This is a genomic window from Paenibacillus sp. sgz302191, assembly GCF_057749925.1.
The window spans coordinates 381155-397426 of the sequence record NZ_JBYLHY010000003.1 but is presented as its reverse complement, the minus strand read 5'-3'; the positions used below and the strand labels follow the sequence as shown (position 1 = coordinate 397426).

At 54.5% G+C, this 16272-nt stretch carries 11 protein-coding genes and 1 other annotated feature; of the genes, 8 read left to right on the top strand and 3 right to left on the bottom strand.

Annotation, left to right across the window (positions count from 1 at the left end):
- Position 1: 1 nt before the first annotated feature.
- From AC3G2T_RS06670 to AC3G2T_RS06635, 8 genes are all read left to right on the top strand, one after another.
- Positions 2–1600 (top strand): ABC transporter substrate-binding protein, encoded by a 1599-nt coding sequence (locus AC3G2T_RS06670; protein WP_488434947.1) that lies wholly within the window; start codon positions 2–4, stop codon positions 1598–1600.
- Between the two features lie 40 nt (positions 1601–1640).
- Positions 1641–2585, top strand: coding sequence for an ABC transporter permease (locus AC3G2T_RS06665; RefSeq protein WP_488434946.1), 945 nt, complete (start codon positions 1641–1643; stop codon positions 2583–2585).
- A gap of 15 nt (positions 2586–2600) precedes the next feature.
- Positions 2601–3500 (top strand): ABC transporter permease, encoded by a 900-nt coding sequence (locus AC3G2T_RS06660; protein ID WP_488434945.1) that lies wholly within the window; start codon positions 2601–2603, stop codon positions 3498–3500.
- A gap of 43 nt (positions 3501–3543) precedes the next feature.
- Positions 3544–5574 carry an ABC transporter ATP-binding protein gene (locus AC3G2T_RS06655; protein ID WP_488434944.1) on the top strand — a complete coding sequence of 677 codons (2031 nt, stop codon included), beginning with the start codon at positions 3544–3546 and terminating at the stop codon, positions 5572–5574.
- 108 nt (positions 5575–5682) lie between these two features.
- Positions 5683–5938: a binding site (T-box leader), on the top strand.
- Positions 5939–6024: 86 nt separating this feature from the next.
- Complete coding sequence (ileS, locus tag AC3G2T_RS06650; RefSeq protein WP_488434943.1) at positions 6025–9105, top strand: isoleucine--tRNA ligase; 3081 nt, start codon at positions 6025–6027, stop codon at positions 9103–9105.
- Between the two features lie 160 nt (positions 9106–9265).
- A complete protein-coding gene (locus tag AC3G2T_RS06645; protein ID WP_488434942.1) occupies positions 9266–10492 on the top strand; it encodes a MerR family transcriptional regulator in 1227 nt (408 codons plus the stop codon).
- Positions 10493–11052: 560 nt separating this feature from the next.
- Positions 11053–12003 carry a GDP-mannose pyrophosphatase NudK gene (gene nudK, locus AC3G2T_RS06640; RefSeq protein ID WP_488434941.1) on the top strand — a complete coding sequence of 317 codons (951 nt, stop codon included), beginning with the start codon at positions 11053–11055 and terminating at the stop codon, positions 12001–12003.
- 118 nt (positions 12004–12121) lie between these two features.
- On the top strand, positions 12122–13240 hold the full coding sequence (locus AC3G2T_RS06635) for a GerAB/ArcD/ProY family transporter (protein ID WP_488434940.1): 1119 nt from the start codon (positions 12122–12124) through the stop codon (positions 13238–13240).
- Here AC3G2T_RS06635 and AC3G2T_RS06630 read toward each other — a convergent pair.
- The 3 genes from AC3G2T_RS06630 to AC3G2T_RS06620 are packed head-to-tail and all read right to left on the bottom strand — an operon-like array spanning position 13229 to position 16184.
- On the bottom strand, positions 13229–13456 hold the full coding sequence (locus AC3G2T_RS06630; RefSeq protein ID WP_488434939.1) for a hypothetical protein: 228 nt from the start codon (positions 13454–13456) through the stop codon (positions 13229–13231). The two genes, AC3G2T_RS06635 and AC3G2T_RS06630, sit on opposite strands and share 12 nt — an antisense overlap.
- Positions 13456–14640, bottom strand: a complete 1185-nt coding sequence (locus tag AC3G2T_RS06625; protein WP_488434938.1) for a Ger(x)C family spore germination protein — start codon at positions 14638–14640, stop codon at positions 13456–13458. Before AC3G2T_RS06625 ends, AC3G2T_RS06630 begins: the two co-directional genes overlap by 1 nt.
- Positions 14637–16184 carry a spore germination protein gene (locus AC3G2T_RS06620; RefSeq protein ID WP_488434937.1) on the bottom strand — a complete coding sequence of 516 codons (1548 nt, stop codon included), beginning with the start codon at positions 16182–16184 and terminating at the stop codon, positions 14637–14639. The genes AC3G2T_RS06625 and AC3G2T_RS06620 overlap by 4 nt, the downstream gene beginning before the upstream one ends.
- Positions 16185–16272: the final 88 nt, after the last annotated feature.

Sequence of the window (16272 nt, the reverse complement as noted above, 5' to 3'; positions counted from 1 at the left end):
AATGAGAAAAAAGGTTTCGGCATTTCACCTGCTAAAAACAGCCTCCGCGCTTGCTATTGCAACCGCTTTCGTACTGGCCGGCTGCTCGAATGACGGATCGAAACAAGCGGCGGCTAATCAGGGCGCGGGAGCCGGCGGCGCGTCGGGCAAAAACGGAGGCACGTTGAAAGTGGTGCAGATCGGGAATCCGGTCGACCTGGGCTATCCGGCCGAGCAGCGCGTTATCGCCAATCTGTCCGTGTCCACGCCCGGGCTCGAGACGCTTGGGCGCTATGACGCGCAGGGCAAAATGACGCCGTGGCTGGCGGAGAGCTGGCAAGCCGACTATAACGCCAAGTCGATCACGTACAAGCTGAAGCAGGGCATCAAATTCCACGACGGAACCGACTTCAACGCGGAAGCCGTCAAATGGAACATTCAGCAGTTTATCGATGCCAAGCGCCCGGAAGTGAAAGGCATTCAGGCGATGGAGGCGGTAGACGCTTCCACTCTGAAAATCAGTTTGTCCGAATGGAACAGCAGCCTGGTCGATTCCATCTGCTTTTATGTGCAAATGATTTCCCCGTCAGCTTTCCAAAAAAACGGAGGCAAAGACTGGGCGATCAAAAATCCGGTCGGCACCGGCCCGTTTCAGTTCGTCAGCTGGGACAACGACGTCGAGATCAAGTGGAAAAAGAACGAGAATTACTGGCAAAAGGGCAAGCCGTACCTGGATGCCGTCGAGTACCGCATTATGGCCGACGCGACGACGGCGGCGTCGGCTTTTAAATCCAAAGAGCTCGATGTGCTGAATAACATGCTGCCGCAAACGGCCAAAGAACTGGAGGAATCGGGCAAATATACGATCGTCAAATCGCAATCCGGCCTCGGTTCGATCGGGACGGGGCTGATGCCTGACAGCGGCAATCCGGAGTCGCCGTTTGCCAATGTCAAAGTGCGGCAGGCGCTTGCCTATGCGATCGACGCGAAAAAAATCGCCGAAAGCACCGGGCAAGGCTACGCACAATATACGAATCAATGGGGGCTCCCTGGCTCCTGGTATTACACCCAGGATGTGAAAGGGTTCGCCTACGATCCGAATAAAGCCAGACAGCTGCTCGCGGAGGCCGGCTATCCGAACGGCTTCAAGACGAAGCTCGGCGGGCTGCAGGGCCACGAGCCGGTGTTGACCGCGGTTCAAAGCTATTTGTCGCAGGTCGGAATCGACGCCAAAATCGATCTTGTAGACGGCGCCAAATGGTCGCAGACGCTGACGTCCAAGTGGGACGGCATCTGGATCTGGGCTTTCCAGGTCGATGCCGACCCGCCGCTGCAAATGTCGCGCGTCTATGATAAGAACGGGGTTACGTATACGAAAAATATCGCCCATCCGGATAAAGTGCAAGCCATGCTCGGCGAACTGCGCGCCGCTCCCGACGAAGACACCAAGAAAAAACTGACAATCGAGATGGAAAAAGCGATCTACGATGAATTCACGATTGCGGTGCCGATCTCCGTACCGGTCGTCACGATTGCGAAGCAGCCGAACGTACAGGACGACGGGTTCGTCAAAACCCATGCCTACGTATGGACGCCGGAGGATGCCTGGTTGAAGAAATGAAGGAAGCGCGCCACCCGATTCCAACAAAGGAGAACCGTGAATGATTACGTATGTTATGCGCAGATTGGGACAGACCGTTCTGGTGCTGTTCATCGTGAGCGTCATTGTTTTCATGATCATGCACCTGCTGCCCGGAGACCCCGCTAAAATTATGCTCGGAACGAACGCTACACAGGAGCAGCTTGATTTGCTTACGAAAGAAATGGGGCTCGACAAGCCGCTGCCCGTGCAGTACGCGAATTGGCTCGGGCACGTGCTGCAGGGCGATTTGGGAAATTCGATCACGTATAAAGAAAAAGTGTCGCACCTGATTGCGGCCCGGCTGCCCAAAACGCTGTTTATCGGGGCTTTGGCCTTCTGCCTGACCGTGTTGATCGGCATTCCGGCCGGCGTGATCGCCGCCGTCAAGCGGGGAAGCGCCGTCGACTCGGCCATTACTTATTTTGCCAATTTCGGCATCGCGGTTCCGAGCTTCTGGCTTGCCGTTCTGGGCGTGTACTTGTTCAGCCTCAAGCTTGGCTGGCTGCCCGTCCAGGGGTACACGTCGCCGCTGGACGATTTCTGGCTGAGCGTCAAGAAGCTGATTTTGCCGGTCACGCTGCTTTCGCTCACTTCGCTCTCCTCGATTGCCCGTCAAACGCGGTCGGCGATGCTGGAAGTCATCCGGCAGGACTACATTCGGACCGCCCGTTCCAAAGGGATGAAGGAGCGGGTCATCATCGCCAAACATGCGTTCCGCAATGCGCTCATTCCGATCATAACGCTGCTGGGCCTGTCGCTTGGCTATTTGGTCGGCGGCTCGGTTTTTATCGAGCAGGTATTCAACATTCCCGGCATGGGCCGGCTCATGGTGCAGTCGATTTTCGGCAAAGATTACGTGGTCGTGCAGGGCTGCGTTCTGCTTATCGCCACCGTCGTCGCCCTGGCGAACCTGGGCGTCGATCTTGCTTACAGCTACATCGATCCGCGGATACGCTATAAATAACGAGGAGGGAACGACATGACGACGGAAATTGTGCGCGCCGAAGCCGCCGTATCCGGGCCGCCGCCGCGCACGAGCGATTTTGGCCGATTTTTGCGGGTCTTCCTTGCGCGCAAATCGGTGCTCGTCAGCTTGACGATTCTGGTCATTCTGGTGTTTGCGGCGATATTCGCGCCGCTGCTTGCGCCGTATCATCCTAACGAACAAAATTTAAGCGCCACCCTGCAGGACCCTTCCGTCCGCCATCTGCTTGGCACCGACTATCTCGGCCGCGATGTGCTCAGCCGGATCATTTACGGGTCCCGCGCTTCGCTGGCGGTCGGGCTTGTCGCGGTTGCGATCGCCGGCGGGATCGGCATGAGTCTGGGGCTCGTCGCCGGATATTTCGGCGGACTGATTGATTCGGTCGTCATGCGGATCATGGATGCGCTGATGGCGATTCCGCCCATCATCCTGGCGCTGTCGCTGGGCGCAGCGCTCGGAGGGGGGCTCGCCAACGTCATGATCGCCCTCGGGATCGCGCTCGTGCCCGCCTACGCGCGGCTTATGCGGGGACAGGTGCTGACCGTGCGCCACGCCGATTATGTCATCGCCGCAGAGCTGAGCGGCGCCGGCAATTTGCGGAACATGCTCGTGCACATCGTGCCGAACTGCATGTCGCCGCTCATCGTGCTCGTCACGATGAACCTGGGCAGCGCGATTTTGTCCGAGGCGGGACTGAGCTATTTGGGGCTGGGCATCGCGCCTCCGGGAGCCGCCTGGGGCTCGATGGTCAATGACGGCTACAAATATTTGGAGGCGCATCCGGTGCTGTCCTTCGCTCCCGGCGCGGCCATTATGGCCGTCGTCCTGTCGTTCAATATCGTCGGCGACGCCCTGCGCGACGCGCTGGATCCGAAGCTGAGAGGGAGCGGGTAAGCCGCAATCCGAATGAACATAACGCGCAGGGAGGCATAGCCGTATGGGACATTTGCTTGAAGTCCGCAATTTGCAAACTTATTTTACGATGGACGGCAATACCGTCAAGGCGGTGGACGGCGTTTCGTACTACGTTGACGAAGGCGAGATCGTCGCCATTGTCGGGGAAAGCGGCTCGGGGAAGTCCGTTACCCAATATTCCGGACTCCGGCTGATTCCCGCCCCGCCGGGCCGAATCGTCGGCGGCGAGGTGCTGTTCGAAGGCGCCGATCTGCTCAAGCTTCCGCCGAAAGGCGAGCGGTTGCGGGACGTCCGCGGCGGGAAGATCGGCGTTATTTTTCAGGAACCGATGACCTCGCTCAATCCGGTGCTGACGGTCGGAGAGCAGATCGCCGAATCGGTCGCGCTGCACTTGAAGTTGAATAAGGCCGATGCCCGGAAGCGGGCGGCCGAATTGCTCCGCACGGTCGGCATCCCGGACGCGGAGCAGCGGGCTGATTACTATCCGCACCAATTCAGCGGCGGGATGCGGCAAAGAATTATGATCGCGATGGCGCTGTCCTGCGACCCGAAAATTTTGATCGCCGACGAGGCGACGACGGCGCTGGACGTGACGACCCAGGCCCAGCTTCTGGAGCTGCTGCGGGATATCGTCAAGCGGACGAAAACCGCGCTCGTGCTCGTTACGCACAACCTGGGCATCGTAGCCCGCTATGCGGACCGCATCTATGTCATGTATGCCGGCGGCATCGTGGAATCGGGAACGGCGAAAGAGCTGTTCGGCGCTCCGCGGCATCCGTATACGGTCGGGCTTATGAAAGCCGTGCCGCGGCTGGACGATCCGAAGGACCGCAAGCTGGTTCCGATCGACGGGCTGCCGCCGAATTTGGCGGACAAACCGCATACGTGCCCGTTCATGCCCCGCTGCGCTTACCGGACCGCGGCTTGCGCAAGCAGTCCCGCGCCCGAGCTGCGCCAGGTTCGCGGAGAACATTACGCCGCCTGCCATGTCGATATTGCGGAGCGCCCGGGTGCGGACGCGCGGCTTGCCTCTTCGGCCGCCGCTGTTCAGGAACGGCCGAATCAGGGGCGGAAGGAGCAGGCTGAAACGCTGCTTGAAGTGAGACATTTGAAAATGTATTTTCCGGTGACGCAGGGGCTGCTCAGGCGCAAAGTCGCCGACATTAAGGCGGTCGACGACGTATCCTTCGAGATCCGCAAGGGCGAGACGCTCGGCCTTGTCGGCGAGAGCGGCTGCGGGAAAACGACCGTCGCCCGCACGCTTCTGCGCATGTACGATCCGACGGACGGGCAAATCCTGTTCAACGGGAAAGACATCGCCCGAATGCCGAAAAGCGAGCTGCGTCCCATCCGCCGCCATTTTCCGCTTATTTTTCAAGACCCTTACGGCTCTCTCGATCCCCGCCAGCCGGCGCGGCATATCGTCGGAGAACCGCTGAAAATCCATAAGCTGACGGCAAGCGCCGCGGAATACGAGGAGCGGGTGGAGGAGTTGTTCCGTCTGGTCGGCCTCGATCCGGCTCTGAAAAATCGCGTCCCGCACGAGTTCAGCGGCGGGCAAAGGCAGCGTCTGGGCATCGCCCGCGCGCTCGCCGGCAATCCGAGCTTTATCGTCTGCGATGAGGCGATTTCCGCGCTGGACGTATCGATTCAGGCGCAAATCATCAATTTGCTGGAAGAGCTGCAAACCCGGCTTAATCTTACGTATCTGTTCATCGCCCACGATCTGTCCGTCGTGCGGCATATCAGCGATCGCGTAGCGGTTATGTATTTGGGCAAAATCGTCGAAATCGCCGATTGGCGCACGCTGTACGAGAGCCCGCTCCATCCTTACACGCAGGCGCTGCTGGCAGCTGTGCCGATTCCCGACCCGTTCGTGGAGGAACGGCGCGAGCGGGTGCTCATTTCCGGCGAGGTGCCGAGCCTGCTGAACAAGCCGCAGGGCTGCAGCTTCTCGAACCGCTGCCCGCTGGCGAGCCGGGAATGCCTGGAGACCGAGCCCGCTTTGCGAACGGTGGCGGACGGGCATGGCGTCGCTTGCCTCAAAGCATGACACTTTCGCAGGGGGCTTTTTTCCGTGGGGAGGGGCTTGCGCGGGGGCTTTTGCCTGCTTGACATTTTGGGGAAATAGGTGTACAAATGAAATAATTGAATGTTCCGAACAAATTCGTTGACGAGAACGAGTACGTTATTTCCTTGTTCCCCAGAGAGTTGGCCTTGCGCTGAAAGCCAATGTACAAGATGTAACCGAAAATCCTCTCCGAGAAGGAAAGCTGAAGCAAGGAAGTAAGCTGCCCCGGGATTCCGCCGTTACAAGGAACGCGTATGATGGTACGCTGATGGAGGTGCCGCAGATCGGATTCATGCCGGTCGGTGCGGAACAAGGGTGGTATCGCGAGTTGAATCTCGTCCCTTACGGGGCGGGATTTTTTTGTTTTTTTCGCACCTTTTTCGGAGCTGTTAATTTGGATGGGATGAACCCAAAAAAGAGAGGGATACTCGCATGAGAAAAGTCGATGTGAAAGAAAAAGCCAGAACCCGCGAGCTGCGCGTTCTTGAGCAGTGGAAGCAAAACGATACGTTCCGCCAATCGGTGGAACACCGTCAGGGAAGGCCGAACTTCGTATTTTACGAAGGTCCGCCGACGGCTAACGGCAAGCCGCATATCGGGCACGTGCTCGGCCGCGTCATCAAAGATTTTATCGGCCGCTACAAAACGATGTCCGGCTACCGCGTCGTCCGCAAGGCCGGATGGGATACGCACGGGCTCCCGGTCGAGCTGGGGGTGGAAAAGCAGTTGGGCATTTCGGGCAAGCAGGAGATCGAAAAATACGGCGTCGCCGAATTCGTAAGCAAGTGCAAGGCGAGCGTTTTCGAATACGAGCGGCAGTGGCGCGAGCTGACGGAAGGGATCGCTTATTGGACGGATATGGAGCACCCTTACGTGACGCTGACGAACGATTACATCGAGAGCGTGTGGCACATTTTATCGACGATCCACGGCAAAGGCTTGCTCTACAAGGGCCACCGCGTCAGCCCGTACTGCCCGGATTGCCAGACGACGCTCAGTTCGCACGAAGTGGCGCAGGGCTATGAGGATGTCAAGGACTTGAGCGCGACGGTCATGTTCAAAAGCAAGCAGGGCGGCGAAAGCTTCCTCGCCTGGACGACTACGCCGTGGACACTTCCTGCGAACGTGGCGTTGGCGGTCCATAAAGACGTCGATTACGTGAAAGTAAGGCAAAACGGAGAGATTTACATCGTGGCCCAAAATCTCGCCGACAAGGTGATGACCGGCAGCTATGAAATCGTGTCCGTTCATAAAGGAGCGGAGTTCGTAGGCACCGCCTATGAGCCGCCGTTCGGCTATATCGGCGTAAGCAAAGGGCACATCGTCGTCGACGCCGACTATGTCAGCGATGCGAGCGGCACCGGCATCGTGCATATCGCTCCGGCGCACGGGGAAGACGATTACCGGACGGCGCGCCAGCATGGGCTCGATTTTGTGAACGTCGTCAAACCGGACGGAACTTATTCGGATACGATTACCGAATTTGCCGGCCGTTTTGTCAAAGATTGCGACGTCGACGTCGTGAAGCGCTTGTCCGAGCGCGGTTTGCTTTTTTCCAAGGAGCGGTACGAGCACAGCTATCCGTTCTGCTGGCGCTGCAAAACGCCGCTGCTCTATTATGCGATGGAAAGCTGGTTTATCCGCACGACAGCGGTCAAAGACGAGCTGATCCGCAACAACAGCGGGATCGAATGGCATCCGGCGCATCTGCGCGAAGGGCGCTTCGGTAAATTTTTGGAGGAGCTTGTCGATTGGAACATCAGCCGCAACCGCTATTGGGGCACTCCGCTTAACGTCTGGACGTGCCAAGATTGCGGCGGCGAATATGCGCCGGGGAGCCTGCGCGATTTGCAGGGCAAGTCGCTGCATCCGCTGGACGACAATCTGGAGCTGCACAAGCCTTACGTAGATGAAGTGAAGCTGCGCTGCTCCTGCGGCGGCACGATGACGCGAACGCCTGAAGTGATCGACGTATGGTTCGACAGCGGATCGATGCCGTTTGCGCAATACGGCCACCCGTTCGGCAACGAGGAGCAGTTCCGCGAGCAATATCCGGCCGATATGATTTGCGAGGGGATCGACCAGACGCGCGGCTGGTTTTTTAGCCTGCTGGCCGTATCAACGCTTTATAACGGCCAACTGCCGTATAAAGCCGTCATCTCGACAGGCCACGTCCTTGACGAGAACGGGCAAAAAATGTCCAAAAGCAAGGGCAATGTCATCGATCCGTGGGAGATCATTGAGGAATTCGGCACGGATGCGTTCCGCTGGGCGCTGCTGTCCGACAGCGCGCCATGGAACAGCAAGCGGTTCTCGAAGCAGATCGTCGCGGAGGCGAAGTCCAAAGTCATCGATACGATCAACAATACGCACGCTTTTTATGCGCTGTATGCAACGATCGACGGTTACAATCCGGACAATCATCCTGAGCAGGCTTCCGCAAACGAATTGGACCGCTGGCTTCTCTCGAGGCTGAACAGCACTGTGCGTCAAGTGGTGAAAGGGCTGGATGCCGTCGATTTCCTGAATCCGGCGAAGCATCTCGAAGCGTTCGTCGACGAACTGAGCAACTGGTACATCCGCCGTTCGCGCGACCGCTTCTGGGGCAGCGAAATGACGGCGGACAAGGTGTCCGCCTACCAGACGCTGCGCAGCGCGCTGCTGACGCTCGCCCGGCTGATCGCGCCGTACGCTCCGCTCATTGCCGAAGATATCTATGGCAATCTCGGCGGCGAAGGCAGCGTCCATCTGGCCGATTATCCGCAGGCGGACGAGGCCGTCATCGATGCGGCGCTGGAGAGCGGCATGGAGAAAGCGCGGCAAGTCGTCGAGCTGGCGCGCAGCATCAGAAACGAGACCGGAATCAAGACCCGGCAGCCGCTATCCGAGCTGATCGTGTCATTCGGCGGCGATTTCGACCTGAGCCGGTTCGAGGATATCGTCAAAGACGAAATCAACGTCAAGCAAATCCGCGTGGAACAGGACGACAACGGCTTCGTCAACTTCCAATTGAAGCTGAACCTGAAGGCGGCCGGCAAAAAATACGGGAAAATGGTCGGGCCGATCCAAAGCCATTTGAAGCAGTTATCCGCTGCCGAGACCAGGCAGGCTGTCGGCAACGCCTTTGTGGACGCAGTGATCGAAGGCGAAGCGGTGCGGATCGCTCTGGATGAGCTGCTCATCGAGAAGCAGGCCCGGGAAGGCTTCGCTTCCGCCTCCGGCTACCAGATGACCGTGGCGCTGAACACCGCGATCACGGAGGAGCTGGAGCAGGAAGGCCTCGTGCGCGAAGTCGTCCGCGCGATTCAAGACTACCGCAAAAAGCTCGATTTGCCGATTGAGCGGCGGGTGAATCTCGTTTTGGACGCCGATGCGCAGCTGCAGGAAGCGCTGCAGCGCTATGAAGCTGTTTTGCGGGACAATGTGCTCCTTGCCGGCATTCGTTTTGCTCAAGCGGCGGGCATGGAGTCCGTGCAGATCGGAGACCGCAGCTTCGGTTTGCTGCTTGAGTAAATCTAGTAACTGTAACCTAATCAGAGCCGTGGGCCTTATCGATGGACCCCCGGCTCTGATTTTGTTGGAATCCTGCGTGACCAGCTGCAGTCTTAGATAAAGCTTGAAGGTGACGTAACGTCACCGGATATAATAGAAATCACGAGAGGAGGACGAATGCTTGAAGCCGGAGGAACGCCAATACTTGACAACAGGTCAGCTCGCGCTGCGAACGGGAATGACTCTGCGCACACTCCGCTATTACGACAAGATCGGCTTGCTAAAGCCGGCACAGTACAACCATGCTTCCGCCCGCCTGTATAGCACAGAAGATGTGGCACGGCTGCAAAAGATCCAGATGCTGAAATACATCGGGTTATCCCTGGCCGAGATCAGTCAAATCATCCTGAACGATACAGCCCCGGAATTGGACCTGAGAGACTCTTTGAAGATGCAAAAAGATATCATCCGACACAAGATCGCTCATATGCAGTATGTGTACAGAACTATTGAAGAGGCGATAGGTATGGTAGATGAGCAGGGACAGGAAGTCGATTGGGAAGGTTTGGCGGACATTATCCAAACGATCCATAAGGAAAAGGACTGGAGCGAGCAGTACCATAATGCGGTTCGGCTGCAGGCAAGAATACGTCTGTACGACCGGTTTAGTCGGAACAAGCTTGGATGGCACCGGTGGTTTTTTGAACATCTGGCCGCGTTCCCCGGCCTCAAGATATTGGAGCTCGGCTGCGGTGACGCGGCGTTATGGCGAAGAAATGCGGACCGCATTCCCGAAACGTGGAGCATCACGCTCACGGATTTGTCGGCAGGGATGCTTGACGAGGCCCGGATGAGCCTGGGCGAACACAGCGGGCGGTTCAAATTCCTGCTTGCCGACGCCCAAGCGATTCCTTTTCACGACAACGAGTTCGATATCGTAATCGCTAATCACATGCTTTATCATGTGCTGGACATCAGCCGGGCCGTTTCGGAGATGCACCGTGTGCTGAGGCCGGGCGGCTGCTTGTACGCCTCAACGATGAGCCGAAGTCATTTGCAGGAAATCGAGCAGTTGGTCCAAGCTTTTGATCCGCATATTCAGGTGCTGGACCCTGTAATGGAACGCTTCCAGTTGGATAACGGGAAAGAGGTGCTGCAGACTTCTTTTACGGAGATCGAGCAGATCCGGTTTGAGGATTATATGCTGGTTGACGAGGTGAACCCGCTCCTTCATTACATCACTTCAACCCCGATGAATGCGAGGAAGGTTCTTGTCGGCGAGAGGCTCGACCAATTCACGGCCTATTTGCGGGCCACGATAGCGGAAAAAGGGAGCCTCTACATCACGAAGGATTCGGGATTTTTTTGTGCCAGAAAAAGCGGGCCGCCGGGAGCCTCGCGCACCTGAAGCCAGCGGCCTCTCTGCCTGGACGCGTGAAGCAAGGGCCCTTATGCCATTTGGCGGCCCCTATACTGCACGAAAATGGCGCGTTGCCGGTTATTTTCAGGGCAGCTCGGCCTGTTGCGCGAAGAAAGCCTGCAAAAGTGCAGTTTTTTTGCTTCTTCATGCGCGTCCTCGGACAATTCCTGCAATTGTGCAGGCTTTTCCCCGCGTACAAGGGCACAGATTCATTTTGATCGGAAATTCCTGCACAATCGCAGGTATTTCGCTGAACTGGACCATTATCGGAGAAAAAGCCTGCACTTTCGCAGGCTTTCGCCCGGACCGGCCTGGTCCGCCCGGACCGGCCTGGTCCGGCCCGGTCCCGCATAACCTGCCAAGCCGATTCATGACCGCCCGCTGTGCAGCATCCCGCCAGTTCGTCGGAACCCCCGCGGCTCCGGTCCCCTTCCCACTGCCCTGCGCCGGGAGAGGCACCTGCGGGAACAAACGACAGCGCCTCAAATTAGGAGCCTCCCTTGTGGCGCGACTTTCTTAGCAAGCTGAGAGGATAAGGAGACTAAGTTATGAAACCGAACATCGAAATGGTGAAAGAAGAAGTTTTATCGAACAATTGGTACGTGTTAAAGAAGCTAACCTTCAATTATCAAAAGCGCGACGGCAGTTGGGAAACACAAGCCAGAGAAGCGTACGACCGCGGCAACGGCGCCGTGATTCTGCTGTATAACCGGGACAAGCAAACCGTCATTCTGACCAGGCAATTTCGAATGCCGACTTATATGAACGGAAATGAAACCGGGATGCTTATTGAGGCTTGCGCCGGGCTGTTGGATAATGATTCGCCGGAGGATTGCATTCGCCGTGAAGCGGAAGAGGAAACCGGCTACCGGGTGACCAACGTTCACAAGGTGGGAGAGGCGTATATGTCCCCGGGCTCGGTCACCGAAATCCTATATTTCTTCGTGGCGGAATATGCTTCGCATATGCATTCGGGTCAGGGCGGTGGCATAGAGGAAGAACAGGAAGAGATTGAAGTGCTGGAGCTGCCCTTCGGGCAGGCGCTGAATATGGTGGAGAACGGTGAAATCCGTGATGCAAAAACGATTATGCTGCTGCAATACGCCCAACTGCACGGGCTGCTTCAATCCGCGACCAAGCCTGAGCAAATCCTGATAGCGGGGCCTTACCGTTCCAACACGGGAGATGACCCGGCGCTCATCGAGGCCAATATGCGGCTGATGAATGAAACGGCCCTGCGCGTTTATGAGATGGGGCATATGCCGGTCCTCGGCGAATGGTACGCCCTGCCGCTAATGGCAACGGCCGGATCGCGCCGGATCGGAGATGAAATATTCGACCGTATGTTTCACCCGTCAGCCGTCCGGCTGTTATCCCATTGCGACGCGGTTCTTAGAATAGGAGGGCCGTCCAGGGGAGCCGATGAAATGGTGAGAACCGCTGAGGCCAAGGGCAAAAAAATATACCTCGACCTGAGTGATATTCCAGTTCTAATTTAGGTATATCTGCGAACAACCGCCGTCATGAGCCGCCGCCCGCGCCCGCAGCTGTTGCAACCCTGCCGTATTGGCATAAATCAGCTTTTCCAAGGGAATAATAGGAAAAGTCCATTAAGAAATGATGTGCTACACATACGTGCAAATAAATGAAAAAATATCCGGTTATCAGCTCAGCCTGCTTTTTTTTACCTTTATCGTCTCTACGCTCATTTTATCCGTTCCGGGGATTATGGTATCCTTCGCCAAGCAAAATGCCTGGATATCCATTATCCCTGCTTCCATTACCGGGATCGTTAACATCTACGCGCTGACCGCCCTGGCGGTTCGTTATCCCGGTCTGTCGATCATTCAGTACGCATCCGCGATTTGCGGCAAGTGGATAGGGAAACTTCTCGGGTTTTATTTTATGTACTATTTGTTTTTCTTCATTTCCAGTACTGTAAACGAACATGCCGGGTTTCTTAATACCGTTCTCTTGACGTATACACCTCCCCTAGTATTGATGGTCTCTTTGCTCGCGCTGTGCGGCCTTGCCGTGATCTCTGGGATAGAGTCCATTGCGAGGTGCAATGAGGTCATTTTTCTGATCATCCTGACCCTGCTTATCCCTGTCTTTATCTTCTCCTTCCGGGATGCGGATCCTGCCCGTTTGACCCCGGTTCTTGGGGACGGGGTGATTCCGGTTATTAAAGGGGCAATCGTCCCATCCGCTTGGATGAGCCAATTTTTCTTCCTCGGTTTCTTTCTGCCTTACTTGAATGAGAAGCCGCAACCCGTTCGCAAAACATTGATGGCATCGCTAGGCGGAGTCATTGTATTAATTATGGTCATCAACGTCATGACGGTCATGATATTGGGGCCGATCACCTCCCGATTGAAGTTTGCCTTTTTGAATGTGATCAAATACACAACGATCATTGGCCCCTTGGAAAGGCTTGAAGCCATTGCTGTATCCATTTGGATTCTTGGCATTTATGTCAAGGTTTGTATGCTGCTCTTCATGTTTTGTTTAAGTACGAGCCAATTGTTCGGTATTCGCAATTACCGGCAAACTGTCGTTCCGGTCACTTTGTTATCGGCTGTCGGCTCGCTTTGGATTTTCAAAAATGCGGCTGAATTTCAGTCCTGGATTACGTTTACATATCCGATACTGGCTCTCTTTACACAAAGTTTTCTGCCGATCGTACTGCTTGCCATAGATACGATAAAAGCAAAAGTCTCGAAGCTAGGGCGATAATATCGATTTGCCGATAGATTCAAAGACGATTTTGTAAGGAATTACAAAGCTTGGAACATCGATTCCAGCAATGAGAAGGGAGCCTACAATTGCGGAAATGGACATCAATAACGCATATACGACGGCTTCCCGTTTGTCGCCCCGGCTCCATAAACGGCGAATCTGATAAATCGTGAATCCGGCCGTACAAGCCACATATCCGGCCAAAATTAACATTATTTCACAATCTCCTGTTCTTTATGCTGCAGCGAAGGGCCAATTGCTCCAGTGTTTTTTATGGTGAGGTTTACGGATACGGATATATCTGCCGTTTCAAAATATCGATCCCATTGTTTTTCAACGGTGCGCCACTTTTTGGGGTTTTTCCTGTTTAATTGCAGCCCGAACCCTACGATATCTGTCTTGAACTGGGTTTGTATTTTGCGTAAAAACGCATTCATATTTGTTTGAATCCGCTTCTCCAGAGCCTGCTTGACCATATCGATATTTTTCGGCTCGCTAATATCAAGCGAGGTATTGTTTTCAATCACATCCCCCGATCCTTTTAGATCGATATGAAATTTTAAGGTTTCCCCGCTTGAGGCAGCATCGATTTTGATTTGGCTGTCTGTCATGATAAATCCGACATTTCCTGCGCCGTCAGGCAAATCAGCGGAAATTTTATCCGTCTTTTTGTTTTTCTTAAACCAAAGAAATTCGTGCGTCTCGGCATTGTTCAAATATCCGACCAGTTTAGACGATTTAAATACGGCAGTTTCATTGATGCGGAACAGCTTGTCCTCTCCCGCCTGCCCTGATCTGTAAAAATGATCGGGCTCCAGAACCCCTACGGTCGGACTCATGCCTTCGCTTTCCGAAGCAATCATGTAATCGCGCATAGTGACAGCCGTCCCTTCCCCCCGCAGCAGTTCCATTTCCTTCAAGGCTTCGGCAGGCACCAATTCATACGGATATTTGACTTTGAGCAAATCCTCCGCATTTTTTCCTTTAACGACAAAGATATATACATTCAAACGGTTTCTCGGTTGGCGGGAAAACGCATCGAGAATGTCTCTAAGTCCCTGTCTGGCCAAGGATTCCCCAATCAAAATGACGCTTCGGTGCGCAAAGAACAAGGTGCGGGACATTTTTTGCTGAAGTTTCTGTTCCAGATCGGTTCCATTTTTGCCAACCGCCGAAATCAGAAAAAATCGGTCCGCTTCTTTCGAAACTCCGGCTCCCGATGTCTGGGAAGAGGGTGCGGGAACAGCGATCTGAATCGTTGTCTTGATTTTGCCGTTTTCCGTCAAGTCCATACCAGTTCCCATGACGAGCCCGAGATCATTGATTTCTTTTCGATCCCAGCATCCTGTATTCAGCAGTAAAAGCAGCAGCGCCCCGATCGCTATCCATGGCTTCACTTATTCTCACTTCCTTCCTGCCGCGCAGCTTCGACGGCCTTTTCGTGAGAAGGTGCGGAGATGCCGGTACCTTTGTTGTCGGGAGTCCGCAGCCAAACATCTTTAAAGGCTCTTAACGAAAATGGCGCGATCGGCATAAAGTAAGGAACGCCAAACGATTTCAATTGAACTACATAGAGCAAAATGCCCAGAAAACCGAGTGCTACGCCGTATAGGCCCAACGATCCCGCCAAAAGAATAATTGGAAATCTCAACAATCGGACCCCGTTTGAAAAAGAAAATCGGGGGATAAGAAGAGCGGCGATACCCGTTGTCGATACGACAATAACGATGGGCGCCGAAATAAAGCCCGCTTGCACGGCTGATTGCCCAATGACAAGACCACCTACGATGCTTACTGTCTGGCCTATAGATTTTGGCAAATGGATGCCTGCCTCACGCAGCGCTTCGAACATAATTTCCATCAATAGAGCCTCAATCATAATGGGAAAAGGTACCGGCTCCCGTGCCGAAGCGATGCTTAGCAGCAAGCTTGTCGGGATCATTTCTTGGTGATAGGACGTTACCGCAACAAAGAGGGAAGGAGCAAAAATGGCGATAAACAGAAAAATAAAACGAATCCATCTCGAGAACGTAGCTATCGGGTAACGGAGGTAGTAATCATCGCTTGCCTGTAAACCGGTCCAGAACGTGATCGGTACGATCATAACGAAAGGCGTATTGTCGACCAGTATGGCAACCTTTTTTTCCAGCAAGCTGCCAGCCACGACATCCGGCCGTTCCGTGATGTGCACATGAGGAAAAATGGGGAATTTATCGCCTATAATAAGTTCCTCGATCGTACCGGATTCCAATACTCCGTCGATGCGAATGGATCTGATTTTATTCCGCACTTGACTTACGACAGAATCATCGGCGAGTCCTTCAATATAAGCAATCAGCACCTTTGTTTCCGTTAGTGCGCCTACGGTGAAAGCCTCCATTTTAAGACGCGGGGTTCGGATGATGTTGCGAAGCAGGCTCACGTTGACAGATTGTCTCTCGATAAAGCCTTCTTTTGGCCCCCGAATAACAGGTTCGGATGTGGGCTCTTCAATGGATCTGTGGATGATTTTGTTTGTTGCAAAGCAGACAGCTTTAGTCTGACCGTCGGTAAACACGGCCGCATATCCGCGCAGGACAAGCCGGATAATATCCGGCCACTTCGAAGCCGCGATCTTAATATCTGTCTGAAAAGCATTTCCGTCGCAGAGTTCCGTTAGTGCCGCAATTGGATGATGTTCACCAACCAGGGGCTTGAAGATTTGTTCTTTCAATTTTGTGTCGTCAACTAACGATTCGAGATAAACAATGAATTGCTTTTGAGTCTCACCCGGATGTTGAATGTATTGACAAACCAGATCCGAACATTTTTGAAACTCTTTTTTTATGAAATATTCATTTCGGATAATGTCTGCATCTAATTCTTTCTCTTCGATTTCAAGATCGGGTTCAGTGATCATCGGGGACTTGCCGGCCAGCCATTTGCGCAGCCTAATCGTCATCGCTAGAATCCTCCGCCAAACACATTTGCGATTAGAATTTGTTGCTTGTTCAGGATTTATTCGTCAATTTGGAAAAAAAGGCCATGAC

Excerpts from the sequence above, each read along its gene's own strand:
- AC3G2T_RS06670 (WP_488434947.1), top strand. The coding sequence starts at position 2 with ATGAGAAAAAAGGTTTCGGCATTTCACCTGCTAAAAACAGCCTCCGCG.
- AC3G2T_RS06620 (WP_488434937.1), bottom strand. The coding sequence starts at position 16,184 with ATGACGATTAGGCTGCGCAAATGGCTGGCCGGCAAGTCCCCGATGATC.
- ileS (WP_488434943.1), top strand. The coding sequence starts at position 6,025 with ATGAGAAAAGTCGATGTGAAAGAAAAAGCCAGAACCCGCGAGCTGCGC.
- AC3G2T_RS06630 (WP_488434939.1), bottom strand. The coding sequence starts at position 13,456 with ATGTTAATTTTGGCCGGATATGTGGCTTGTACGGCCGGATTCACGATT.
- AC3G2T_RS06660 (WP_488434945.1), top strand. The coding sequence starts at position 2,601 with ATGACGACGGAAATTGTGCGCGCCGAAGCCGCCGTATCCGGGCCGCCG.
- AC3G2T_RS06655 (WP_488434944.1), top strand. The coding sequence starts at position 3,544 with ATGGGACATTTGCTTGAAGTCCGCAATTTGCAAACTTATTTTACGATG.
- AC3G2T_RS06635 (WP_488434940.1), top strand. The coding sequence starts at position 12,122 with ATGATGTGCTACACATACGTGCAAATAAATGAAAAAATATCCGGTTAT.
- nudK (WP_488434941.1), top strand. The coding sequence starts at position 11,053 with ATGAAACCGAACATCGAAATGGTGAAAGAAGAAGTTTTATCGAACAAT.
- AC3G2T_RS06665 (WP_488434946.1), top strand. The coding sequence starts at position 1,641 with ATGATTACGTATGTTATGCGCAGATTGGGACAGACCGTTCTGGTGCTG.